Annotated in this window: 23 protein-coding genes and 1 riboswitch; of the genes, 15 read left to right on the forward strand and 8 right to left on the reverse strand. The window is 61.7% G+C overall.

The genetic code is table 11. The annotated features are described in order from the left end of the window. Positions 1–224 precede the first annotated feature (224 nt). Genes SMD27_RS19515 through SMD27_RS19525 form a run of 3 tightly spaced genes read left to right on the forward strand, consistent with a single transcriptional unit; the run spans position 225 to position 3,061 of the window. On the forward strand, positions 225–1,001 hold the full coding sequence (locus SMD27_RS19515; protein ID WP_320510112.1) for an enoyl-CoA hydratase/isomerase family protein: 777 nt from the start codon (positions 225–227) through the stop codon (positions 999–1,001). Between the two features lie 37 nt (positions 1,002–1,038). Further along, on the forward strand, positions 1,039–2,205 hold the full coding sequence (locus SMD27_RS19520; RefSeq protein ID WP_320510113.1) for an acyl-CoA dehydrogenase family protein: 1,167 nt from the start codon (positions 1,039–1,041) through the stop codon (positions 2,203–2,205). Positions 2,206–2,221: 16 nt separating this feature from the next. Next, positions 2,222–3,061, forward strand: a complete 840-nt coding sequence (locus tag SMD27_RS19525) for an SDR family oxidoreductase (RefSeq protein WP_320510114.1) — start codon at positions 2,222–2,224, stop codon at positions 3,059–3,061. 74 nt (positions 3,062–3,135) lie between these two features. On the opposite strand, the gene SMD27_RS19530 is transcribed toward SMD27_RS19525, so the two are convergent. After that, a complete protein-coding gene (locus SMD27_RS19530; protein ID WP_320510115.1) occupies positions 3,136–3,681 on the reverse strand; it encodes a hypothetical protein in 546 nt (181 codons plus the stop codon). A gap of 97 nt (positions 3,682–3,778) precedes the next feature. After that, positions 3,779–4,678 (reverse strand): GGDEF domain-containing protein, encoded by a 900-nt coding sequence (locus SMD27_RS19535; protein WP_320510116.1) that lies wholly within the window; start codon positions 4,676–4,678, stop codon positions 3,779–3,781. A 132-nt stretch (positions 4,679–4,810) separates the two neighbouring features. Here SMD27_RS19535 and SMD27_RS19540 point away from each other — a divergent pair, with 132 nt between their 5' ends. After that, positions 4,811–5,695, forward strand: a complete 885-nt coding sequence (locus SMD27_RS19540) for a choline kinase family protein (RefSeq protein ID WP_320510117.1) — start codon at positions 4,811–4,813, stop codon at positions 5,693–5,695. On the opposite strand, the gene SMD27_RS19545 is transcribed toward SMD27_RS19540, so the two are convergent. Then, on the reverse strand, positions 5,685–7,160 hold the full coding sequence (locus SMD27_RS19545; protein ID WP_320510118.1) for a sensor histidine kinase: 1,476 nt from the start codon (positions 7,158–7,160) through the stop codon (positions 5,685–5,687). The two genes, SMD27_RS19540 and SMD27_RS19545, sit on opposite strands and share 11 nt — an antisense overlap. Positions 7,161–7,368: 208 nt before the next feature. Further along, positions 7,369–7,477, forward strand: a riboswitch (TPP riboswitch). A 44-nt stretch (positions 7,478–7,521) separates the two neighbouring features. On the opposite strand from SMD27_RS19545, the gene thiB reads away from it, so the two are divergent. The 3 genes from thiB to thiQ are packed head-to-tail and all read left to right on the forward strand — an operon-like array spanning position 7,522 to position 10,861. Further along, complete coding sequence (gene thiB / locus SMD27_RS19550; RefSeq protein WP_320510119.1) at positions 7,522–8,526, forward strand: thiamine ABC transporter substrate binding subunit; 1,005 nt, start codon at positions 7,522–7,524, stop codon at positions 8,524–8,526. A gap of 17 nt (positions 8,527–8,543) precedes the next feature. Then, on the forward strand, positions 8,544–10,160 hold the full coding sequence (gene thiP, locus SMD27_RS19555; RefSeq protein ID WP_320510120.1) for a thiamine/thiamine pyrophosphate ABC transporter permease: 1,617 nt from the start codon (positions 8,544–8,546) through the stop codon (positions 10,158–10,160). Next, positions 10,157–10,861, forward strand: coding sequence for a thiamine ABC transporter ATP-binding protein (gene thiQ, locus SMD27_RS19560; protein WP_320510121.1), 705 nt, complete (start codon positions 10,157–10,159; stop codon positions 10,859–10,861). The genes thiP and thiQ overlap by 4 nt, the downstream gene beginning before the upstream one ends. A 10-nt stretch (positions 10,862–10,871) precedes the next feature. Here the strand turns inward: thiQ and SMD27_RS19565 are convergent, their stop codons facing one another. After that, positions 10,872–11,774 (reverse strand): LysR family transcriptional regulator, encoded by a 903-nt coding sequence (locus SMD27_RS19565; protein ID WP_320510122.1) that lies wholly within the window; start codon positions 11,772–11,774, stop codon positions 10,872–10,874. 105 nt (positions 11,775–11,879) lie between these two features. Between SMD27_RS19565 and SMD27_RS19570 the strand changes: the two genes are divergently transcribed. Together SMD27_RS19570 and SMD27_RS19575 are read left to right on the forward strand one after the other, a co-directional pair. Next, on the forward strand, positions 11,880–12,518 hold the full coding sequence (locus SMD27_RS19570; protein ID WP_320510123.1) for a glutathione S-transferase family protein: 639 nt from the start codon (positions 11,880–11,882) through the stop codon (positions 12,516–12,518). Positions 12,519–12,534: 16 nt separating this feature from the next. After that, positions 12,535–13,521, forward strand: coding sequence for a pyridoxamine 5'-phosphate oxidase family protein (locus tag SMD27_RS19575; RefSeq protein WP_320510124.1), 987 nt, complete (start codon positions 12,535–12,537; stop codon positions 13,519–13,521). On the opposite strand, the gene SMD27_RS19580 is transcribed toward SMD27_RS19575, so the two are convergent. From SMD27_RS19580 to SMD27_RS19595, 4 genes are all read right to left on the reverse strand, one after another. Then, entirely contained in the window at positions 13,518–13,727 is a 210-nt protein-coding gene (locus SMD27_RS19580; protein ID WP_320510125.1) for a hypothetical protein, read from the reverse strand. The two genes, SMD27_RS19575 and SMD27_RS19580, sit on opposite strands and share 4 nt — an antisense overlap. A gap of 93 nt (positions 13,728–13,820) precedes the next feature. Continuing rightward, positions 13,821–15,125, reverse strand: coding sequence for an aspartate aminotransferase family protein (locus SMD27_RS19585; protein ID WP_320510126.1), 1,305 nt, complete (start codon positions 15,123–15,125; stop codon positions 13,821–13,823). A 47-nt stretch (positions 15,126–15,172) separates the two neighbouring features. Further along, on the reverse strand, positions 15,173–15,847 hold the full coding sequence (locus tag SMD27_RS19590) for a Fe2+-dependent dioxygenase (protein WP_320510127.1): 675 nt from the start codon (positions 15,845–15,847) through the stop codon (positions 15,173–15,175). A gap of 81 nt (positions 15,848–15,928) precedes the next feature. Then, entirely contained in the window at positions 15,929–17,179 is a 1,251-nt protein-coding gene (locus tag SMD27_RS19595) for an aminotransferase class V-fold PLP-dependent enzyme (protein WP_320510128.1), read from the reverse strand. A gap of 279 nt (positions 17,180–17,458) precedes the next feature. Between SMD27_RS19595 and SMD27_RS19600 the strand changes: the two genes are divergently transcribed. The 6 genes from SMD27_RS19600 to SMD27_RS19625 all read left to right on the forward strand — a co-directional run bounded on the left by SMD27_RS19600 (position 17,459) and on the right by SMD27_RS19625 (position 24,334). Beyond that, entirely contained in the window at positions 17,459–18,391 is a 933-nt protein-coding gene (locus tag SMD27_RS19600; RefSeq protein WP_320510129.1) for a class I SAM-dependent methyltransferase, read from the forward strand. A 296-nt stretch (positions 18,392–18,687) separates the two neighbouring features. Then, positions 18,688–19,551 carry an ABC transporter permease gene (locus SMD27_RS19605; protein ID WP_320510130.1) on the forward strand — a complete coding sequence of 288 codons (864 nt, stop codon included), beginning with the start codon at positions 18,688–18,690 and terminating at the stop codon, positions 19,549–19,551. Next, positions 19,548–20,348: an ABC transporter permease gene (locus tag SMD27_RS19610; protein ID WP_320510131.1), complete on the forward strand. Its 801-nt coding sequence runs from the start codon at positions 19,548–19,550 to the stop codon at positions 20,346–20,348. Before SMD27_RS19605 ends, SMD27_RS19610 begins: the two co-directional genes overlap by 4 nt. A 6-nt stretch (positions 20,349–20,354) precedes the next feature. Then, a complete protein-coding gene (locus tag SMD27_RS19615) occupies positions 20,355–21,422 on the forward strand; it encodes an ABC transporter ATP-binding protein (RefSeq protein WP_320510132.1) in 1,068 nt (355 codons plus the stop codon). Beyond that, a complete protein-coding gene (locus SMD27_RS19620) occupies positions 21,422–22,024 on the forward strand; it encodes a cysteine hydrolase family protein (protein WP_320510133.1) in 603 nt (200 codons plus the stop codon). The genes SMD27_RS19615 and SMD27_RS19620 overlap by 1 nt, the downstream gene beginning before the upstream one ends. A gap of 51 nt (positions 22,025–22,075) precedes the next feature. Continuing rightward, complete coding sequence (locus SMD27_RS19625) at positions 22,076–24,334, forward strand: MGH1-like glycoside hydrolase domain-containing protein (protein ID WP_320510134.1); 2,259 nt, start codon at positions 22,076–22,078, stop codon at positions 24,332–24,334. Positions 24,335–24,353 lie beyond the last annotated feature (19 nt).

Here is a 24,353-nt window from a genome sequence, read left to right on the forward strand (position 1 = left end):
ATAGCGCTACATTGAACGAATGTTCAATCAAAATTCGGTGGACGGCGTGCAGCAGGGGCGGGACAGGCCAGCCCAAGCTGCATGCGATGACTGCACCGCCTTTGGTAAGATTTTCCAGGATCAAGATTATCCAATGGCTGAGATCATTGATGATCGGGATCATCGATTTCCAAGGGTCGAGATGATCGGCGCCGGGTGTCGGCGCATAGTGTGGGGAGATAGAAATGCTGCACATTGAATCACAAGGTGCCTTGCGGGTTTTGACCTTCGACCGGCCGGAAGCGCGGAACGCGCTCAGCTCCGACTTGCTGAAGGAAATGCGCGCCGCTATTCACACCGCAAAGGCGGATCGGAGCTGCCGTGCATTGATGATCACCGGGCGGGGCAAAGCCTTCTGCGCCGGCGCCGACGTGCAGGAATGGGCGTTGGCGGAAGCGGCCGGCCAATTGGAGACCTATGGCTGGACCGAGGCGGCTCATTCGCTCTGCGCCGAGATCTATGATTTCGACCGGCCGACCATCGCTTTGATGAATGGCGCCGCGGTCGGTGCCGGGCTCGATCTCGCCTGCGCCTGCGACTTCCGCATCGCCTCCGATGCGGCGAAATTCTGCTGCGCCTATACCAAGATGGGTTATGCGCCGGATTGCGGCGGTACCTGGCTGTTGCCGAAACTGATCGGCCGGGAAGCGGCCAAGCTTTTCGTCTTCACCGGCGATTTCTGGAATGCAGATGAAGCCTTGCGGCGCGGCCTCATCACGGCGATCTATCCGGCCGATCAATTGCTGGAAAAGGGCCTCGCTTTCGGCCAGAAGCTCGCCAATGGTCCGACCGTCGCCCTGTCGGCGGCGAAGCGGCTGATCAATGAAAGCGGCACGCGCAACCTGCACGCCCAGCTCGCGGCTGAACGGGTCGCCGGCGAGATCTGCGGCCGCTCGACCGATGCCAAGGAAGCGCTGAGCGCCGCCGTGGCCAAGCGCGAGCCGGTCTTCCAGGGACATTAATTCCGTCAACAACCAGGCCTAACCGAGAGCACTCACTATGGCGTTCGACTTTTCGCAAACCGACGAACAGCGCATGCTGGTGGAGACCGTCCGCCAGTTCATCGAAAAGGAAATCTTCCCCTACGAACGCGAGGTCGATCGCGCTGGTGAGATGCCGATGGATCTTGCCAAGCAGATCAAGTCACGCGCCAAGGAAGTCGGCCTCTATGCTGCCAATATGCCGGAAGAGGTCGGCGGCGGCGGTCTCGACGTCATGTCGCAGATGCTGATGGAGCGGGAACTCGGGAAGTGCAATTGGGCGCTGCAGAAATTCGTTGGCCGGCCATCGGCGATCCTGATGGCCTGCCGTGACGAGCAGATTGAGAAATATCTGCTGCCGACCGTGCGGGGTGAGAAGATGGAAGTGTTCGCCCTGACGGAGCCAGGCGCCGGCTCCGACGCCATGTCGATCAGCACCCGCGCCGAAGCTGATGGCGATGATTACGTCCTTAATGGCGGCAAGCATTTCATCAGCGGCATCGGCCTGCCCGATTTCGCCATCGTTTTCACCGTCACCGGTGTCGATGAAACCAAGCGTGGCCCGCGCAAGCGCGTCACCGCCTTCCTGGTCGATCGCGACACGCCCGGCTTCAGCATCCGCCGCGGCCCGCGTTGCGTTTCCTATCGCGCCTATGACAATTACGAACTCTTCTTCGACAATGTGCGCCTCAACAAGCGGCAGATTCTGGGCGAGGAAGGCAAAGGCTTTGTGCTGGCCAATCAGTGGCTGACCGGCGGCCGGGTGATGGTTGCCGCCAATTGCTGCGGCAAGGCTGAGCGGGCGATGGAATTGGCGACCGATTGGGCGGCGACGCGCAAGCAGTTCGGCCAGACCATCGGCAAGTTCCAGGGCACATCTTTCAAGCTCGCCGATATGGCGACGGAATTGCGCGCCGCCGATGCCCTGGTTGCCTATACCTGCTGGAAGCTGGAGCAGGGAACCATGACCGATGCCGATGCCGCCATGGCGAAACTCTTCGCCAGCGAAATGCTGGGCCGCGTGACCGACCAGGCAATCCAGATTTTCGGCGGCATGGGGCTGATGGACGAGTTGCCGCTGGAGATGATGTGGCGCGATGCCCGGATCGAACGCATCTGGGAAGGCACGTCGGAAATCCAGCGCCATATCATTTCGCGCGATATGCTGCGCGCCAAGGAACAGTAAGGAGTAGGGACCGATCATGTTTCAGAAGAATCTGCTGAAGGGCAAACGCATCCTGGTGACCGGCGGCGGCACCGGCCTTGGCTACAGCATGGGACACCGCTTCCTCGAACTCGGCGCCGAACTGGTGATCTGCGGCCGGCGCGAAGAAGTGCTCAAGGAAGCCGCCGAGAAGCTGATGGCGGAAACCGGTGGCAAGGTGGAAACCCATGGCTGCGATATCCGCGATGCGGAAGCGGTCGACAAGATGATCGCGGCGATCTGGGAACAGGGCCCGCTGGATTCACTGGTCAACAATGCCGCCGGCAATTTCATCTCACGGACCGAGGATCTCAGCCCGCGCGCCGTCGATGCCGTGCTCAATATCGTGCTGCATGGCAGCGCCTATGCGACGCTCGCCTGTGGCAAGCGCTGGCTGAAGGAGGGCCGCAAGGCCTCGGTTCTTTCCATCGTCACGACTTATGCCTGGACCGGTTCCGCCTATGTGGTGCCCTCGGCCATGGCCAAGGCCGGCGTGTTGTCGATGATCCGCAGCCTGGCAGTGGAATGGGGCGGACGCGGCGTGCGGCTCAATGCCATCGCGCCGGGTCCGTTCCCGACGAAGGGTGCCTGGGAGCGGCTGGTGCCGCGCGCCGATCTTGCCAAGAAGTTCGAGACCAACAATCCGCTGCAGCGGGTCGGGGACCATAGCGAGCTTGCCAATCTCGCCACCTTCCTGCTCTCCGATTTCGCCGGTTATATCAATGGCGAGGTGGTCACGATCGACGGTGGCGAATGGCTGCAGGGCGCCGGCCAGTTCAACTTCCTGCGCGATATGACCGACGCCGATTGGGAATCGCTGAAACCGAAGAAAAAATAACCGCCCTGGCGATAGTGAAAGAAAAAGCCCCCGGATGCGATCCGGGGGCTTTTTTCTTGCGATTGAGGCGCCGCTTAAGACCGGGTGCCTTCCAGATCGAGATCGCCGGATTCGATGGCGCTGCGCAAAGCAGCGAGACCGCGATCGATTTCTTCATACATTTCGCGAGCGCGTCCCAGATCGCGGATATCGCTTTCGGTGATCGGGCCGCGCTTCGGATTGCCGAGATCGACCACCTGCGCCAGGTAGCGGCCGCGCAGCTTGGCGGCGAGGCGCACGACACGCTGGATTTCCGCCGGGGCGGCGCCGATCACGGCATTGGTGGTTTCTGCCCGGGTGAAGTTCCGCATTTCATGATTGAGGTGGCAGAGATACTGGCCGACCGAGGGTGAGGTGGTCAGCAGCTTGGCACGACGCCGCGCGTCTTCCGCCATCAGCTGCACCATGTTGGTTTTCGATTCGGCGGCCTGAGGAACGGGCGCGGCATGGTCGGCCGTCATCGCAGTGAGGGTCGCCCCGCCCAAGACCGGACCGGCCCGATTCTGCCCGGCAGATTCTGCCCGGGGAACCATGGCCGATAGCTCTTTGCCTTCGTCGCGGCGTGCAAACATCGATAACATCTGGCTTCCCCATGATCAGTTGCTGGGCGTCGGTATCGACGCTCTTTTAGGGAAGCAAGCGGCGTGCCAGAACTTGCGGCGGATGACCGTCGGGATTTTAACCAAACGCGAAGTCGTCGTGGCCTCGGCTGAGGACCTCCTGTAGCGCACCGGCGGCCCGGTCAATCAGCCCCTCGGGCTGCATCGCACTGGTGGGATAGAGGGCGATGCCGACAGCGACCCGGACGGTCTGACTGCCATTGCCGGTATCAACCGGCTTGGTCAACTCGGTGACGATTTTCTCCGCGACGATCTGCACGTCTTCGATGCGCGGCATAGCTTCTGCCAGGACGGCAAATTGGCGCCGTTCGAGCCGGGCGACGGTATCGCTGGCGCGCATGATCTGGTGCAAGCGTCCGGTCAGGACACCCATCAAAGCATCCTCATTGGCCGATGAAAGCAGCCCGTGGGGTTGCAAAACCGGGGTGACCTCGATCAGCAATACGGCAAAGAAATCCTGGTTCCGCTTGGCGCGGCGTTCGGCGAGGCCGAGAAATTCCCAGAATAACGGCGGGGCTGCCAGACCGGTTGCCGCGTCGCGCAGTCGCAGACGCGAGAGATGCCGTTCGCTATGCCGGCGATTGACTACCGATCGCAAGGCGCGCCGCAAGCCGTTCGGTGTCAGCTCCTGCCGCTGCATGACATCCACGGCGCCGTTATCGAGATAGGATTGTTCCGTCTCGGCATCGGCCTGGTCAGTGATGACAACGACGGCGGCGAGATGCGCAAGATCATCAATGATCCGCAGGTGATCTGTCTGGCTCGGTAACTTCAGGGCATCGAGATCGAGCAGGAACACATTGCCTGCATTGTCCCGCGCAGCTTCAACTGTAGCCGCGCTGTTGAAGTCGAGCGCCGTACTGGTTTTGGCGCAGAGCTGGCGCACCCAATCGATTTCCGCCTGGTTGGGCGAAACCATCGTCAACAGGATCGGTTCTGACGCGGCAAGAAAAGTCACAATCAGCAGCTCCTCGACAGCCAAGCTCGCAGAGCACCCTTAAGAAAAAATTAAATCGAGTTTTACGGTTGTGCGACGTTACCCTCGGGCAACGCCGTTGCTGCCGCTGCAAAATTTGATTAGAGACGGGTGATGTCCTTGCCGGCCGACCTTCATCTCGCCCTGAAGAGCATCCCGCTGCTGGCGGCCGTCCCGGTCGCGGAATGGTCGATTGCCCGTCTTGGCGGCATCACCAACCGCAATTACCGGCTCTGTCATGAGCGAAGCGGCCGGGACTATGTGCTGCGCCTACCGGGCGCCGGCGGCGGTCAATATCTCAATCGGCCGGCCGGTATCCATAATGCCGCTTTGGCCGCCGATATCGGGATCGCTCCGGCTGTCTTGTTCGCCGATGAGACGCGCGGCTGGCAGGTCACGGCATTCCTGCCCAATGCGATCTCCCTGCAATCGGCCGATTTCCAAGACGGGGAAAGCCTGGCGGCGGTCGGGCGCGTCATCGGCAGGCTGCAACGGTCGGGCGCAGCCTTCCAGCATGAAATGCGTCCCTTCGCCATATCCGACCGCTATCTGTCGCTGGCACCGGAACCGCGTTTGCAACGTCTCCGACAGGAGGCTGCCTGGTTGGACGCGGCTATTGAAGGCTCCGATCACTCATTGGTGCCCAGCCATATCGATCCCAATCCGAGCAATTTCCTGCGTCTGCCGGATCGCAGCTTGTGGCTGATCGACTGGGAATTTTCGGCCCGCGCCGATCCCTTCTGGGATATCGGCGCCATTGCGCTCGACAATGACTTGGACGAGGCGCAGATCGATTGGCTGCTCGCCGCCTCGGGTTATGCCGTGACGCCGCAATCCGCCCTGCGCGTTGCTCATTTCAGGACGGCCCTGTGCCTGGTCGCGGCGAGCTGGGCTTTTGTGGAAATTGCCGCCGGCAATGAGACGGCAGATCTGCGCGATTTCGCCGAACAACGGCTGTCGGCTTTTGCCACCGGTCTTGCGGTGCTGGTCAAGCGCTGAGGGCGAGGGCCAGGCTTTCCGGGCCGGCATCGGGAAGAGTGATGGTGACCGTGGTGCCGTGCCCCGGCTCGCTGGCGATGCTAAGCACCCCGCCCATCAATTCGCTAAAGCGCTGCGCCAGCGGCAGGCCGAGCCCTGTACCTTCGAATTTGCGGGCCAGCGAGCTGTCGATCTGGCCGAAGGGGGCTAAAGCGATCGGAATATCTTCGCTCGACATGCCGATGCCTTGATCAGCGACCTCAAAGCAATAGAGGCCGGTTTCCGTCTGTCGGCCGGAGAGCCGGACAGAGCTGCCATCCGGTGAGAATTTGATCGCATTCGACAGAAGATTGATCAGGCATTGCCGCAGCTTCGCCGCATCGGTGGTGAAGATCGGCAATATCGGGGCGATGTCCAAGTGCAGCGTGATATTGCGGCTTCGTAGCGACGGCTCCACCATCCGCGCAACTTCGCGCAGCAGAGCCGTCGGGTCCGTGCGGCTATTCTGCAGCGGCATGCGGCCAAGTTCGATCTTGGTCAGATCGAGAATATTGTTGATGATCGTCAGCAAATGCCGCCCGGCGGCGTGGATATCATCGACATAGGCACCGTAGCGGGCATCACCCAGTGGGCCGAAGGTCTTATGCTGAATCAGTTCCGAGAATCCGATGATCGCATTCAGCGGCGTGCGCAATTCATGGCTCATATTGGCGAGGAACTGGGATTTTGCTTTGCTGGCGGCCTCGGCGCGGGCGACGTTCCGGGTCAGTTCCAGGCTGCGCTCATGCTGCCGTTGCAACAGCCGGTCACCACGGCCGACGATGAGAATGAGGACGCCATTGGCGATGGCAAAGGCCGCCACAGTGAGGCCGATCAGCCAATAGGTGAAGCGGTCGATCGCCGTCACGAAAACGGTGACATCATCATAGACTTCGAAGACGCCGACAACCTTGCCGTCTTTGGCGCCGTAAATCGGCACATAACTGGAAATGATATCGCGATCGGTGACGGCGCCTTCGAAAGCATCGACCGTATGGGCATGCGCCATCTCGCTGGCGACGACGCCGTTGCGGGCGGATTCCACACCTTCATCGTCGCTCTTGTCCTGGCCGATCTGTCGGGGATCGGTCGAGAACAATGTATGGCCCTCGAGGTCATAGATTTTGACCTGGATAATCGGCGCCTTCTTGACAAGGGTCTTCACGTCCTGATTGAGCAATTCGACTTCCGGCCGTCCCTGCAGTTGTTCCGGCGGAAGGGCGCTGAGGAGGCGTAGGACATCCGCATGCTCATCCCATAAGGAGTTCGCCAGCAGGCGCGCTGCCGTCACGTTGGACTGTTCCGCCTCCGCTTCCATCTGCCGGACGGCCCAGCTGCGATAAAAGAGGGTGAGGCCCAAAGCGGTAACGATCAGGACGATGGCGGACAGAATCGCGAAATTCCGCGTCAGGCGAAAGCGTTTGGAGGTTGTGGAAGGGGGTTCCATGGGCATTTTCGTTCGTAGATACACGCCATGATGCGACCCTAAATCCAATTTATTAATAATGGCCTTCCACGGCGTGACAGGCTCGGCTTCGCCCAGCAACCCTGATGGTCCCGGCTACTCCCCAGCCAATGCCCGAGCCACCGGGCCGAGCCACCGGCCTGAGACCTTGTCCGGCCTTGACTTACCGTCCTGGCGCGACCATTCTCGCGCTCGCTCAACGGGGTGCCCGATGCCGGGCTGAGAGAAGCGATTGCCACTTCAACCCGATGAACCTGATCCGGTTAATACCGGCGGAGGGATATGAGTCACCGGTAAACCGATGCACCATTTCTCCTCCGCCGCTTTGTGGAGGAGTTTTCGCATGCGTGTTTCGGCATCTCTGCTGGCGGCGGTTTTCGGCATTCTTCTTTCGAGCGCGGCACAGGCTGCGGAGCCGACCCTGACCGTCTATACCTATGATTCCTTTATCAGCGAATGGGGCCCCGGTCCGGCCATCCAGAAGCAGTTCGAGGCCCAATGCCACTGCAAGCTGACCTGGGTCGGACTGGAGGATGGCGCCGCCTTGCTGTCGCGGCTGAAGATGGAAGGAAAGAAGACAAAGGCTGATGTCGTGCTTGGCCTCGATACCAATCTCACCAGCGAAGCGGCGGCGACGGGTTTCTTCGCCCCGGCCAAGGTCGATGTCTCCAAGCTGAAGCTGCCGGTCGCCTGGAATGACAAGACCTTCGTTCCCTATGACTACGGCTATTTCGCTTTCGTCTACGATTCACAGAAGCTGCCCAATCCACCGAAGAGCCTGGCGGAGCTGACGGCGCCGGGCGATCAGCCGAAGATTCTCCTGATGGATCCGCGCACTTCGACGCCGGGTCTTGGCCTGCTCCTTTGGATGAAGGAGGTCTATGGCGATAAGGCGACCGAGGCCTGGGCGAAGGTTGCGCCGAAGGTGCTCACCATCAGCAAAGGTTGGAGCGAGGCCTATGGCCTGTTTGTGAAAGGCGAGGCGCCGATGGTGCTCAGCTACACGACCTCGCCGGCTTATCATCAGATCAACGAGAAGACCGATCGCTATAAGGCGCTGGATTTCCCGGAAGGCAATTATCTCCAGGTCGAAGTGGCGGCTCGGATGGCATCGAGCAAGCATGCCGATCTTGCCGAACAGTTCCTGGCCTTCCTGACCTCGCCCGAGGTGCAGAAGCTGATCCCGACCACCAATTACATGTTCCCGGTGGTCGATATCGGCAATGACCTGCCGGCAGAATTCCGCAACATCCCGCAGCCCCAGAAGACCCTGTTGATGCCGAGCGATGAGGTCGCCAAGCATCGCCATGCCTGGATCCGGGAATGGCTCGAGACGGTCAGCCGCTGAATTCGCACGCGCCTATCATGACGACGACACGGCCGATAGCGGGCTATCCGCTGATCGGGATCGCTTCCCTCGGCCGGGTTGCCGCCGCCATCCTGATCGCGGTGATCGCTGCTATCCTGGTGCGGCTTCTCGACCAAGCATCCGCCGGCGACATCCGGGATCTGATCGGCGACAGCTATCTGCGCCGGGTGGTGATTTTCACCGTGATGCAGGCGGTGCTGTCGACGCTGCTCTCTCTTGCGCTCGCTGTGCCGGTGACACGCGCTTTGGCACGGCAAAGCCATTTCCCCGGGCGGGGCGTGCTGTTGCGGCTCTTCTCCCTGCCGCTGGTCATGCCGGCGCTGGTGGCGATTTTTGGTGTGGTCGCCGCTTATGGCCAGCAGGGCTGGATGGCGCGGCTGGTCGGCGTTGGGGTTTGGCCATCGATCTATGGGCTCGGCGGTATCCTGGTCGCGCATGTCTTCTTCAATCTGCCGCTGGCAGTGCGCCTGCTCTTGCCGGCCTGGCAGACCGTGCCGGCGGAAACCTGGCGGCTCGCAGCACAACTCGGCATGACGTCGGGCCATATTTTCCGGCTGATCGAATGGCCGCTCTTGCGCCGCGTCGTGCCGCAAATTGCCGCCACCATCTTCATGCTCTGCTTCGTCAGCTTCGCCATCGTGCTGACCCTGGGCGGCGGGCCGCGCGCTTCAACCTTGGAAGTCACGATCTTCCAGGCGATCCGTTTCGATGCCGACCTGCCGCGCGCCGGGCTGCTCGCCCTGCTCGAACTGGTCCTGTGCCTGATCGCCGGGATACTCTGCCGTGGCCTCACCCAGCGGATGGATTTCGCCGCCGGTTTCGGTCGGCCTGGCTGGCGTCACGATGCATCGACCAGATGGGCGCGGATCGGCGACAGCGCCTGGATCGTGCTTGCAGTGCTGTTCGTCGGCTTGCCCGAACTCGCCTTGCTGGCCGATGGCTTGCGCGGCTTTACCGCGGATTTGCCCTGGCCGGTTCTGGCGCAGGCGGCCTTGCTGGGCTTGTCCATCTCAGTGATCGCCGGTGCCGGTGCCACTTTCTTCGGCTTCGTCCTTGCGGCTGCCGGCCATCAGCCCTCGCCGTGCCGTGCCGGTCTGTTCGTCAGGATCATGAAATCGCTGCAAGCGCTTGCCGGCCTGCTGCCGCTGGCGATGTCGCCGATGGTGCTCGGCATCGGCTTCTATCTGTTGATCACCGATTATACCGATAGCGATCTGTGGTCGGTCATCGGTATCATCCTGCTCAACATCGCCATGGCCATTCCTTTCTGCCTGGCCCTGCTGATGCCGGCCGTCGACCGCAATCTGCAACAGCATGATCGTCTCTGCCGTGAATTGAGCATTGTCGGCTTCAACCGTTTCCGTCTGATCGACTGGCCCAGCTTGCGGCCGCAAATCGCCACGGCTTTCGCCTTGGCGACCAGCCTGGGGCTCGGCGATCTGATCGGTATCAGCCTGTTTGGCAATCCGGACCTGCGGACCCTCAGCATGCTGCTCTATGAGCAGCTCTCTGCCTATCGGATGGATCAGGCGGCGGCGACGGCGCTGATCTTGTTACTTCTGGTGCTGGGGGTCTATGGCGCGATCGAGCGTCTTGTGGGTGGAAAACAATGACGGCCTACCTGGAATGCCGCGCGCTGCGGTTCCGCTATGAAGAGATGATGATGCGCTTCGATCTTGAAATCGAACGCGGGAGCTGCGTGGCGGTGATCGGCCCGAGCGGTGCGGGGAAGAGTACGCTGCTTGCTCTGATTGGCGGGTTTGAACATGCCGATGACGGCTGCGTCTTGGTGGAGGGGCGGGACATCACCGCCGTGCCGGCGGCCCAGCGGCCGGTCACAACCTTGTTTCAAGACAATAATCTTTTCGCGCATTTGACCGCGTCCCAGAATGTCGGGCTCGGCCTCCATCCCGGCTTGCGGCTGAGCGATGCGCAGCGCCGCGATGTCGGGCAGGCGCTGGAACAAGTCGGGCTTGAGGAGTTCGGCAACCGCCGCCCGGCGCAATTATCCGGCGGCGAGCGCCAGCGTGTCGCCATTGCCCGCTGCCTTGTGCGTCGCCGGCCGATCCTGCTGCTGGACGAACCGTTCGGGGCGCTGGGGCCGGCGATGCGGCTGGAGATGCTGGATCTGGTCGACGCCCTGCGCCGTCAGCATGGGCTGACCGTGCTGATGGTGACCCATGATCCGGCAGATGCGGCGCGCATCGCCGACCGCACAGCCTTTGTGGCGGAAGGCGAGGTGGTTCTGAGCGACGCAACGACAAGTGTCCTGCAGTCGGACCTGCCGGTGATCCGCGACTATCTCGGCCGGTAGCCTGTCGTTTTCAATTGGTCTCGAACTTGCCGCGCAAGGCTTCGACCGCGCGGTCGATGAAGAGACGCACCTTCGGTGCCAGATAGCGCCCGGCCGGATGCACCACATGTATCGGCAAAGGCGGCGGTTCATAGCCGACCAGTAGGCGTTGCAACTTGCCTTCCGCCTCCAGCGGTTCCGATTGATAGGACATGACGCGAATGACGCCGCCGCCGGCAATCGCCGCATCGAGGGCTGCTTGAATCGTGCTGACAATCAAGCGGGCATTTATCGGCACGGTGATCTCCTTGGCTCCCTTGCCGAAGGTCCAGCGGTCGATGACCGGCCGCACGCCCGATATCGCGATGGCGTCATGGCCTACCAGATCCTGCGGTGTCTTTGGCGCATCATGGGCCGCGAGATAAGCGGGGCTTGCGCAAATGACGCGGCGGATATGGCCGACCTGGATCGCTTGCAGGGTTGAATCCGCAAGTGCGGCGATGCGGATGCCGAGATCGATGCCTTCGTCGATATAGGAGACGATACGATTGAGCAGCAGCATCGAGACACTGACCTGCGGGTAGTCACGCATGAAGGCCTGGACGATGGGCAGGACATGGAGCCGGCCGAACATCTCCGGCGCCGTCACGCTCAGCAAGCCGCGCGGCTCCAGTTTCTCCGACGCCGCCGACAATTCCAGCTCCTCAAAATCCGCCAGGGCTCGGCGGCCGAGATCGAGATAGCGCGTCCCGGCATCGGTGAGTGCCACCGCCCGCGTGGTGCGGTTGAAGAGGCGCGTGCCGAGCCGTTCCTCTAGCTCCGCCACCGCGCGGGTGACGGCCGCGGGCGAACGGTTGAGCCGCCGGGCCGCGGCGATGAAGCTGCCTTGCTCCGCCACCGCCACGAAGATGGCCAGGATGTCCAGGCGATCCATCAATTATTCCGATTTTTGAAATAGAGAACTGCATTTTTGCACAATTAAATCGAATTCCAAAACGACATATTTGTAGCTGGAGACAATCAGGACCAGGGATTTGCCATGACACAGCCGACCCCCCAGAAGCCGATCATGCTTTACGGCTTCAAGCTTTCCGGCCACTCGCACCGGGCAGAATCAATGCTGCGCCTCCTGCAGCTTCCCTATGAATATCGCGAGGTGAATCTGCGAGGCGGTGAGCAGAAGAGCGAAACTTTCCTAAAGCTCAATCCGTTCGGCACCGTCCCGGTGATCGACGACAACGGAACGGTGATTGCCGATTCCGCCGCCATCCTGGTTTATCTCGCAACGACGTATGAGCCCGCGCGGCGCTGGCTGCCGCGGGAAGCGGCGCAGGCGGCGCAGGTGCAGCGCTGGCTCTCCGTCGCTCAGGGACCCGTCTATAACGGTCCGGCCATGGCGCGCATGGTAAAGCTCTTCGGCGCTCCAGCGGATTACGAGCGCTGCAAGGCGATTGCCAGCTCGCTCTTCTCGGTGCTGGAAAATCACTTGGCATCAGAGGACTTCCTGGTCGGGGAAAGGCCGACCATCGCTGATGTCGCCGTTTACAGCTATATCGCCGTCTCTGCCGATGGTGGGTTGCCCCTGAGCGACTACGGCGCCATTCGCTCCTGGGTCGCGCGCCTGGAAGCTTTGCCGCATTTCGAACCGATGCCCGGCAGCGACCGCAACGCTGTCTGAGGCGAAGGAGGATGCCTTGTCTGCTTTATTTTCGTCTTCTTCTGCCTCGCCCTGGCACGCCGGCGAGCGTGCTATCCAGGAGCAGGCCGGCGTCGCGGCGCAGATGGAGGGTGTGGGCCAGCGGGTCATGCGATCCTTCATGCCCGACCAGCATCGAGAATTCTTCGCGCAATTGCCCTTTTTGGTTGTCGGGTCGGTGGATGGGGAAGGCTCGCCTTGGGCGTCGCTGTTGCAAGGCATGCCCGGATTTGCGACCAGCCCGGATCCGCAGCGTCTCGATATTGCGGCACAGCCGGTTGCCGGCGATCCGCTGGCGGAGACTTTGCATCTCGGCACTCGGCTCGGCCTGCTGGGGATCGAATTGCCGACACGCCGGCGCAACCGCATGAACGGCCGTATCATCAAGATGTCGGGAAGCGGTTTTAGCGTCGCGGTCGAGCAGAGCTTCGGCAATTGCCCGCAATACATCCAGGCGAGGGATTATGTCGATCTTTCACCTGCGCCCGAAGCGGTCACTGTGGAACCGTTCCTTGGTTTGGATGAGCCTGCGCGCCAGCTGATCGTGGAGAGCGATACGTTCTTCGTTGCCTCCGCCATACCGCGAGAGGATGGCGGCTTCGATCCCGATGTCTCTCATCGCGGCGGACGACCCGGCTTCGTCAGGGTCGATGCCGATGGCACGCTGACCATCCCGGATTATGCGGGCAACCGGTTCTTCAATACGCTCGGCAATTTGTCGGTCTATCCCCGTGCCGGATTGTCCTTCATCGATTTCCACAAGGGCGATCTTTTGCAGCTGACCGGCGCGGCGAGCGTGGTTTTGAACGGCTCGAATGCTGAGATGATCGAAGGCGTCCAGCGGGTCTGGCAGGTCCGCCCAGTTCGCGGCCGCTGGCTGCGCAATGCCGTACCCCTCCGTTTTCGCTTCCGCGAATTCTCGCCGGCTTCCATGCGAGCCGGTATCTGGAGCGAGAGTCACAGGACGGTTGATCGCGGAAGCTAAGCAACCGGCCGCGGCGGTTCCGGCACCGGAGGCGGTTCCATTGGCGGCTGAATCGGCATTGGCTCTGGATCACCCGGTATCGGCGGTGCCGGCGGCACTTCGGTTGGCTTCGGATCGCCGGGCCGGGGCGTTTCCGGCGTCGGCGGCAGATGGGCCGGACGTGGCGAATCAGGCTGCGCCGCTTCGATCAGGCGTCGATCTGGCATAGCGTTATCTCCTGCAGCATCGCTGGCGGCGATGGTTCATAGAGATAACGGAACCTGGCGCCATTGGTTCCGAAGTCGGGTCAGCCGCGAATGCTAGCTCAAGACCTGCTGCCGGCTCTGCATGAATTCGTCGGTCGCAGCGAGGAATTTTTCGATATCGGCATCGCTTAACGGCAGCATCAGCGCCATATAGCCGCGCCGCGCCATATAGATGCCGGCGGCGATGAAATCGAGGTGGATGAGCTTATGCAACGCCTTGCGTTTCGGCTCGCCGGCCGGATCGATATCCTGGGGCCGGGTGACCGGGCGATCACTGAAATGCAGCCCGACAAAAGAGCCGTGACCGGTTGCCAGCAATGGCGCCTCATGCCGACGCGCGAGATCGTTGATGCCGTTGCGCAGCCGGTCGCCTTTCGCATTCAGCCTGGCGACGGCTTCGCCCGTATAGATCTTGGTAAGGCCGGTCAGGCCGGCTGACATTGTCAGCACGTTGTTGTTGAAGGTGCCGGCATGGGGCCAGGCATCAGCCCGTGCCGGATCGAAACGCTGCATCAGGTCGCGGCGGCCGCCAAAGGCGCCGAAGCTCATGCCACCGCCAATATATTTGCCGAGCGTCGTCATATCCGGCGTGATGCGCAAGGCGGCCTGCAGCCCCCCGGTGGAGAGTCGCGAGGTCATAACCTCGTCGAAGATCAGGACGATGCCATGGGCCGTGCAGCTCTCCCGCAAAGCCAGGAGAAATGCCGGATCGGCCGGCAGGCAGCCGCTGCCCAGCATCGGTTCGACCAGCACCGCGGCAAGATCCTTCCCATGCTTCTTGATGAGGTCGAGGCTGCCCTCGATATCGTTATAGGGTGCGATCACCCAATCGATCGGCAGGTTGAGCGGCATGCCGCCCTGGCGGAAATAGAAGACGCCGCCATGATATCCGCCCTCGAAGACCATGACCTTGCTGCGCCGTGTCGCTGCGCGGGCGGTTTGGATGGCGAACATATTGGCTTCGGTGCCGGAATTGCAGAAACGCAGCAGCTCCAGGGACGGGAAACGTTCCTGCAGCACGCTGGCGAGGCCGGCTTCATAAGCATTCGGGCCGCCCAGGACGATGCCGTCGGCCAGGGCGTCACGCACGGCTTCCAGGATCACCGGATTGGAATGACCGTAAAGCCCGGCCGAATATTCGCCGAGGAAGTCGATATAACGATGGCCGTCGATATCTTCCAGAACCGCTCCCTCACCACGACGCCAGGCGAGGGGGAAGGGATCGAAATGCAGAACCGTTCGGGTATTGCCCCCCGGCATGGCTTGCGACGCTGCCTTGTGGCGCTCCGCACTGCCCGGATTGGCGGCGATGAAGCGGCTCTCGGCTTCGGCGAGCGCCGTTTCCAGGGACGAATTCATGCACTCTTCCTCCTCGGGGATGCGTTTCTTATTTTGCTATCGAGCGGTCAGTTCTCCGACCACATGCGCAGCAGATTGACATGGCATTTGAAGGCGAGGTCGGTGATCTGGTCGTTTGGCGCCACCTTGTTCAGCTTTTCGCCAATCATGGCGAGATCGGCGAGTAGCATCCGCTGGCGTTCGTCGCGCACATGCGATTGCACCCAGCTGATGACGACCAGACGCTCGCCGCGGGTCACCGGCCGGACCTCATGCAATGTGCTCGACGGATAGACGATGGCGGAACCGGCCGGCAGCTTGATCATCTGCGGTCCGAAAGGGCTGTTGATCAGCAATTCGCCGCCGTCATATTCGGTCGGTTCATTGATGAAGACGGTTAAGGAGACATCGGCCCGGCGCAGATCGTCATTCGGCCCCATCAGCGCGTCATCGACATGTTGGCCATAGGCCATGCCCGGGCGGTATCGGCTGATGGTCGGCAGGAAGACGTGATGCGGCAAGGCGGCGTGGCGGAAATGCACGCTGCGCATCAGCGCATCGATAACGGTCTTTTGGATGACGTTCCGGCCCTCCCAGGCCTTGGGCACTTGCTCATTACGTTTGATTCGCTGATTGCGGAAACCTGCGGTTTCCTTGCCGTCAGCGAAGGGTGCGGCTTCAATCGCGGCCCGCACGGTCTTCAATTCGTCAGGCGTCAGGACATGGGGAATATTGACGAGCATGTGTCTTCTACCTCTGGACTGGATGCTGCGATCATAGGGAGCTGCGGCTAGCTTGGCGAGAGGGGCAGGCAGGTGGGGGATTTATCGGAGAATTTGCCGCACCTTTTCCAAAGCCTCAACCAGCCGGTCGATATCTTCGGACCCGGTATAGAGGCCGAAGGAGGCGCGAATCGTCCCGCTCAGGCCGAGATGGTCCATCAGGGGTTGAGCGCAATGAAAGCCGGTGCGGACACAAATACCCTCCGCACCGAGCAGTGAGCCGGCGTCATGCGGGTGGATGCCCTCCATCGTGAAGGACAGGATGCCGACCCGCTCAGCCGGCCGGCCGATCACGGTGAGGCCCGGCACGTCGCCGAGCCGGTCGAGCGCATAGTCCAACAAGCGCTGGTCATGTTCCCGGATGGCGGCAGGATCAACCTGCCGGAAGAAATCGATGGCGGCGGCAAGACCGATTGCGGCGCCGATCGGCGGAGTTCCCGCTTCGAAGCGTTGCGGGGGCTCGGCATAGTCGGTGCCGTCGATGCGGACGCTGCGGATCATGTCACCGCCCAATTGCCAGGGTGGCATGGCGGCCAGCAGATCGGCCTTGCCGAATAGAATGCCGATACCGTCCGGGCCATAAAGCTTGTGGCCGGTGAGGGCGAGAAAATCGCAATCCCACTGTTGAAGATCGGCCAGGCCATGCGGCGCTGCCTGGGCGGCATCGACCAGCACCTTGGCGCCCGCCTGATGGGCCATCGGGATGATCCGCTGCAATGGTGTCACGGTGCCGAGCGTGTTGGCGGCGGCGGTCAGACAGACCAGTTTGGTGCGGGATGAGAGCAGCTTTGGAAAGGCCTCTAGATCCAGATCGCCACTCTCGCTGATGGGCGCGACGCGCAGCTTGAATCCATGGCGTTGGGCGACCGCTTGCCAGGGCACGAAATTGGCATGATGCTCCAGCAGGCTGATGAGGATCTCGTCACCTTCACGCAAGAAAGCGGTGGCATAACTATTGGCCACCAAGTTGATCGACTCGGTGGCGCTGCGGGTGAAGACGATCTCGCTTGGCGCAGCGTGCAAAAAGCCTGCAACCGTGCGACGGGCAGCTTCATAAGCTTCAGTCGCTGCGTCGCTCAACGGATAAACCCCGCGATGGATATTGGCGTAACCGGTTTCGTAGAACAGCCGCTGCCGTTGCAGTACCGCGGCGGGCTTCTGCGCGCTGGCGGCGCTGTCGAGATAGATGACCGGCCGGCCGGCTACATCGCTGTTTGCCAATAATGGGAAGGCCTCGCGCGGAATCAGCGGGGAAATTGTTCCGGATTGGGGGGCGGTTGTGATTTTTGCCATCGAAACGGGCCCTGGCCTCATAAAACGCCTGAAATCGGCTGAACTTGGCGGCCATTTCGTGACCCCCAAAGCGCGCGCTGTCAAGAGCGGGCACCCGCAATCACCGGCCGTGCAATGCCATCCAATCGACGGTTGCGCAATACACAAGTATTTAACTTGTGAATTTACATCCGCGACCAAATATTTTCCCGGTCATTATTGGCGGTCAAATCAGTTTTTCGATGTCATAAGCGCGGCCGGTGCAATGTGGGACGCAGATTTAACTGGATATACAGGCATATGGAGCTTCAACAACTCGAAGACAGCGGCCTCGGGCTGACGGCCGAGACTGTCGAACGGCTTTTCGCGCCTTATGTAGCCTTCGAAACCGGGCCATCCGATAAGATGTGGCGCGCGGAAGTGGCGCGTCGGGCCCGCAAAGTGGAGAAGAGGTTCTGGCGGCGAACGATCTTGGGGCGGTTGCCCCATCTGGGCCGCACCGCGCCCAAGATCGAAGAGGAGTATAACGAGGTTTGGGACCGGACGGCCCTCGATAGTTACAAGATACCCTCCGAAAAAAAAGGCCGTTTGCCTTGGTTGTGGCGCGACAAACGCTATATCGCGCATCGTTTCGGCGGCGCGCGTGTCCGGCTTGCGGTGCTGATGCAGGTGATCGAGCAATTGAAGCCGGCCAGCGTGCTCGAAGTCGGTGCAGGCAATGGCGTCAACCTGCTCTATCTTGCCGGCCGGTTTCCCGAAACGCAGTTTGCCGGACTTGAACTGACGGCGGAAGGCGTGCGGGCGGCGCAGGACTGCCAACAGCAATGGCCGGAATTCCCCGAGGAACTGCTGGATTTTTCCCCACATCCGTTGCGTGACCGACAGGCTTTCCGTCATGTCGATTTTCGCCAGGGTTCGGCGCAGGAACTGCCTTTCGCCGATGGCAGCTTCGATTTGGTCACGACGGTCCTGGCGCTGGAGCAGATGGAGCGGATCCGAAAACCCGCCCTGCGCGAGATCGCTCGCGTAACCAAAGGACATGTCCTGATGATCGAGCCGTTCCGCGACGTGAATAGGTGGGGCCGGCGTCGCCGCTACATCATCTCGGAAGACTATTTCTCGGCCTCTATTCGGGACCTGCCGCGATACGGCCTGCAGCCGATCTGGGCGACGGCTGACCTTCCGCAGAAGGCGCAAATGCAATTCTGCTGCGTGTTGGCACGTAAAATCTGACACTCATCTTTTTAGGTAATTAATCCTCGATGTGGGGGTAGGGGCAGACTGGCTGGAGCCGCCGCCTTGACGACTGGCTTTGGGGTGTTACTGTTCGTATACGAACAGTAACACGAAAAGCGCATCGGGAGGCAGGTAGTCGGGGATGTTCAAGCGATCAGGGGGATCGGCGATGGCGACGCGGAATGCGGGGCGCCGGCTTTCCGCATATGCCGGTTATCGGGAACCGGCTATGCCAATCGGGCAGGGTTCGTTATCGTCGCGCGCAGTTCGGCTGTCTCAAAAGGGAGTTTGTCGTGGCAACCGCCAGTGAACGGCGCGCGATTTTTGCGCTGACGGCCCCGGCCTATCTGTGGCTGACGGTAACGATCTTTCTGCCATTATCGGCGATGTTCTATTGCAGCTTCCTCAGCAAATCGCCGCTGGTGCCGACCGCTGCCGAGTTTACCTTTGCCCAATATGCCGCCTTCTTCACACGATCGGTCTATCTCAATCTGACCTGGTGGTCCTTGGAGCTTGGCTTCTACGTCACCGTCTTCTGCCTGCTGGTCGGGTACCCCGTCGCCTATGCCCTGGCGAAGCAGATCAAGGGACGGTGGCGCGAGGCTCTTTTCCTGATGGTGATCTTGCCGTTCTGGAGCAACGCCCTGGTGCGGATCTTCTCCTGGACCATGGTACTGCGCAATGGCGGGCTGCTGGATCAGCTCGTTCAGTCAATCTTCCCCGCTGCCGCACCAATCAGTCTGCTCTATTCCTATCCGGCGGTGGTCATCGGCTTGGTGCACTCCTACCTGCCTTACATGATCCTCACCTGCTACATCTCCTTGCAGGCGATCGACGATTCGGTGATCGAAGCGGCGGCCAATCTCGGCGCACGCGCTACCACCATTTTCCGCCGTGTCGTCTTTCCGATGAGCCTTCCCGGCGTGATCGCCGGATCGGCCTTGATCTTCGTGCCGGTGATCGGCTCCTTCATGGAACCGCGCATTCTTGGCGGGACCAAGGGCGTCACCCTCGGCATGTCCATCGAAGAGCAGTTCATGGTGACGGCGAACTGGCCGCTGGGTGCCGCTTTATCCTTCATCCTGCTGGCAATCGTGCTGCTGATCTGCGCCGCCGGCTATCCCTTCATTCGGAAGCGCATGGAGGGGCTGAAATGAGCGCCCGCGAGAGCCGTTTGGGCATTGGTGGCTGGACCCTGCGCATTCATCTCATTCTGGTGCTGCTCTTCCTCTACGTGCCGATCCTGGTCATGGCGGCCCTCAGCTTCAACCGCTCGCAGCTCTATGAACTGCCCTTCACCTTCGACACGGTGTGGTACACGACGCTGGCCTCGAACCAGCGGCTGATCGATGCCGGCATCAACAGCATCGTCATCGCCGTGATCAATACCGTGGTCGCGACGGTTCTCGGCACCATGGCCGCTTTGGCCTTCGCGCGCTATCAGTTCCGTGGCAAATCGCTGCTGCAATTGCTGCTGTTTCCGCCCATCACCATTCCCTGGCTGGTGATCGGCACGGCGATGCTGGTCTTCTTCTTCTGGACCGGCATCGGGCGCGGGCTACATGCAATTCTGCTTGGCCATGTGGCGCTGTCATTGCCTTATGTGATCGTCGTGGTCGGCGCGCGACTGGCGAATTATCCCCGTGCGATGGAAGAAGCGGCGGCGACATTGGGGGCGACGCCCTGGCAGACATTCCGCCGGGTGACCGCGCCGATCCTGGCGCCGGGTGTGGTGGCGGCAGCCCTCTTTGCCTTCGCCGTCTCCTTCGACCAGTTCGTGATCTCCTATTTCCTGGCCCCGCCCGGCGTCAACACGCTGCCGGTCGCCATCTATGCCGCGATCCGCAAGGGCTTCACGCCGGAAATCAACGCTATCTCCACCATCATCATCGTCGTCTCGATGGGCATCATGCTGATCACGGCGCGGTTTTATCGCTTCGGCGGCGAAAGGTAAGACGTAATGAGTCAAGTCGACATCATCGGAGCGGTGAAGCGTTACGGCGACGTGGCCGCCTTGGACAATGTCTCCATGTCCTTCAAGGATGGCGAATTCTTCGGCCTGCTGGGTCCCAGCGGCAGCGGCAAAACCACCATGCTGCGTGCCATTGCCGGTTTCGTCAGCCTGGACGAGGGCGAGGTGCGGATCGATGGCAAGGACATTGGCGCGACACCGGTCTATCAGCGCAATATCGGCATGGTGTTCCAGAACTATGCGCTGTTCCCGCATATGAACGTGCAGGAGAATGTCGCTTTCGGCCTTGATGTGCGCAAGGTTAGCGCCGCCGATCAGCGCAAACGCGTTGCCGATGCGCTTGCCATGGTGCGCCTCAGCGGCTTGGAACAGCGCAAGCCGAAACAGCTTTCCGGCGGCCAGCAGCAGCGTGTCGCATTGGCGCGCGCTTTGGTGACCCGGCCGAAAGTCCTCCTACTGGACGAACCCCTGGGCGCCCTGGACAAGCATTTGCGCCAGGAGATGCAGATCGAGCTGAAGCGTATTCAGCGCGATGTCGGCATCACCACCATCTTCGTCACCCATGACCAGGAAGAGGCGCTGACCCTCTCCGACCGCATCGCCATCTTCAATGCCGGCGGCATCGTTCAAGCCGGCGCGCCGGCGGAAGTCTATGCCAAGCCGATCAACCGTTTTGCCGCCGGATTCCTCGGCGAAGCGAATTTCCTTGTGGGCCAGGTGGCGGCGCTGGAAGGCGGTTGGGCAAAGATCGACCTGGCCTCCGGCGGCATCGCCGTCATTCCAGGCGAGGGAATCCAGCCAGGACAACCTGCATTGCTCGCAGTGCGGCCGGAGCGCCTCACAATTCATCCCGGCGACGATGGTCCCGGCAATAACCGGCTCTGCGGAACGGTCAGCGAGGTCGTTTTCTCCGGCAACAGCACGACCTATCGCGTGCGTTGCGGCGAACAGTCGATCAGCGTCTTTCGCCAGAATGACGGGCAGCCGGTGCTGGCGGCGGGAACCCAGGTCACCCTCTATTGGGAACCGGATGACGCGGTTCTGGTGAGCGCCTGATGACGGGCCTGCATTCCCCGCTCAGCCCATCGGCCCTGCATGTCGTCATCGATATGCAGGTTCTCTTCGACAGCCATCCTGAATGGGGCTGCGCCGATCTCCGCGGCATTCTGCCGGCCGTGCAGCGAATGGCAACGGCGCGGCCAGACCGCACCGTCTGCACGCGATTCGTGCCGGCGCGGAACGCGGCCTCGGCGCCGGGTTGCTGGCAGCGTTATTACCGCCATTGGCACGGCGCCACATTGGAACAAGCGGGCGAGGCGGCAGTTGAACTGGTGCCGGAACTGGCGGCCTTGCCGCTGGCGGGTATCGTCGATAAAGCCGGCTATTCCGCCTATAGCAGCGCCGACTTCGTGCCTTTGCTGGATCGCTTGCGCGCCGATACGCTGATCCTGTCAGGTGTCGAGACAGATGTCTGTGTCTGGGCGACAGTGCTGTCGGCGATCGATGACGGGCGGCGCGTGGTTATTGCCAGCGACGCCGTTGGCAGCAGCAACCGGGATACCCATGACGCGACCCTGCGCATTGCGGCGGACCGCTTCGACCTGCAGATCGAATTGGCGACAGTGGACGAAATCCTGGCCGCCTGGCCCATTTCCTAACGATTTCCCGGAAGCAGCATTGACGGCCCTTTCAGCATGAAGATCAGCGATATGAACATTTCTCCCGCCCGCCATTGGAATACCTGGGACAGCGTCTATCCGCTGCGCATGATCCATCTGCCGAGCGGCGTGCGCCTGACGCCTTGCGCCTATTCGTCGAGTGCCGCGAGCTTCACGCGCTTTCCTGCCACGGCGCCGGGCCTGCTGCTCGGTGAGCGCGACATCCCGGGTACGCGCATCGATGTATCGCTGAGCCATAGTGGCACCGAGATCGACTGGCGCTACGACAAGCCCGAACCTGCTTCGGTGCGCTGCCATTGGTCGGCCAAGAAGTTCGGCGAATGGGGACTGCGTGTCTGGGTCATGCTGGTGCTCGATTGGCAGCCCGAAGACACCGGAAACGCCGTAACCTGGCACTATGATGCAGCAGCGGAAACGCTCTCGGCGGAGCATGAGGGCCAGCATGTGGTGATTGAGGGCAATGCGGCGCCCTTGATGGTTACCTTCCATGACAGCCTCGAGGCCCTGGAGGAAGAATTCCGTCAATACGGCTATTTCTATGTCGGCTCACGCGGGACTTCGGGTCGGCTGGCGGTACTCCGCTACAATCTCGACGAGATGCCTGATTGCGATGTCGCCTTGTCGATCGCACCATCCAGCGATCAGGCGCGGCGGCAGGTTGCGCAAGCCTTGGCGGCGTCAGAGCCGGCAGCCCTACCGGCTTTGCAGACCGGCCGGACGCCCGGCGCCTTGGAGGCGATCCGCGATCTGGTGGCTTGGAATACGGTCTGGGACCAGATCAACCGCCGGCCCTACACCAGTCTCAGCCGTACCTGGGTGGCGCAGAAATTCGGCGGCTTCGGCGTCTGGCTCACCGATATTTTTTACCATGCGCTGCTCTCCGGCTGTTTCGACACCGATCTGGTGCGCGAGAACCTCCGCGCCGTGCTGGCGGCCGCTCAACCTGCCGGCAATCTCCCCTGCCTGGTGACCGGGCGCGATGCCTGGATCGACCGCTCGCAGCCGCCCGTCTGCTCCTTCATCTTCTGGATGATGGCGCAGCGCGCCAGCGCAGCGGATCTCATCGATCTCGCTTATCCGAAACTGCTCGCCAATCACGATTGGTGGTTCGCCCATCGCGACGGCAATGGCGACGGATTGCTGGAATGGGGCACCACGCCGAATGTCGGCGACGGCCTCTATCGCAGCACCAAGCTGGGTGCCAAGAATGAATCGAGCATGGATAATTCGCCGATCCACGACGAAGCCGCCTTCAACAAGCGGAGCGGCACGCTGGAGAGCGCCGATGTCGGCTTGAACAGTCTGCTGGTGCTGGACGGCGAAGTGCTGGCGATGTTGGCGGAGCAGCGCGGCGACGCGGGCACGGCAGCGCGCCTACGGCAGCGTGCGGCCGATCTGGCCAAGCGGCTGCACGACAATCTCTGGGACGCCGAGCGGCTGATCTTCGCCAACCGCAAATGGGATGGCGAATTCGTTCGCGCTTTGGCGCCGACCAGTTTCTATCCCATGCTCGCCGGCGCGACTGATACCGCGCAGGTCGCTGCTTTGCTCCGGCATCTCGATGATCCGCAGAAATTCGGCGGGGGCTGGGGCCTGCCCTCGGTGGCACGCGACGATCCCGCCTATCACGACAATGTCTATTGGCGCGGCCGCATCTGGCCACCGCTGAATTTCCTCACCTATTACGGCCTCAAGCGCCTTGGCCTGCAGGAACGGGCGAGCGAGCTGGCGGAAATGAGCTGCCGCCTCTTCGCGGAAAGCTGGGCCAAGCGGCAATGCCCGGAGAATTTCAACGCCGATACTGGCCTCGCCGACGATCAGCCCGATACCGACACCTTCTATGGGTGGGGCGGGTTGATGCCGATGATGGGCGTTGCCGAAGCGATCGATGTAACGCCCTGGCATGGCTGGGAAATTACCAATCGTCCCGGCGACTGGTCATTGGGGCCACTGCTTGCCTTCGGCCGCCGCGCCGAATTGCAGGCCGCGGGTGGGCGTCTCGTTCTGCGCTTGGACGGGCGGGAGGTGCTCACCACCACAGTGCCCGGCAGGCTGCAGCATCTGGAGATCGCCGAGGGTCGCTTTACTTGCCGCTTGCCGGATCTCTTGCCAGAAGGCGCGGAGATTTGCCTGCCGCATGTGGCGCCAGCCCAGATCAAGACCGCCGGGGTCAAAACCGCGCGACCAGCCACTACCGATCTTGCGCCGGCCGCCGGCCTATCGAATAGTGGGACTTTGCTCCGGTTGCCGGCAACGGCGGCAGGCAGCGTTCTGGTTGTAACTTGGTAGGCGGTTCGGCGTGCCGTCT

The organism is Dongia soli, from assembly GCF_034044715.1.
Taxonomy (GTDB): Bacteria; Pseudomonadota; Alphaproteobacteria; order Dongiales; family Dongiaceae; genus Dongia_B; species Dongia_B soli.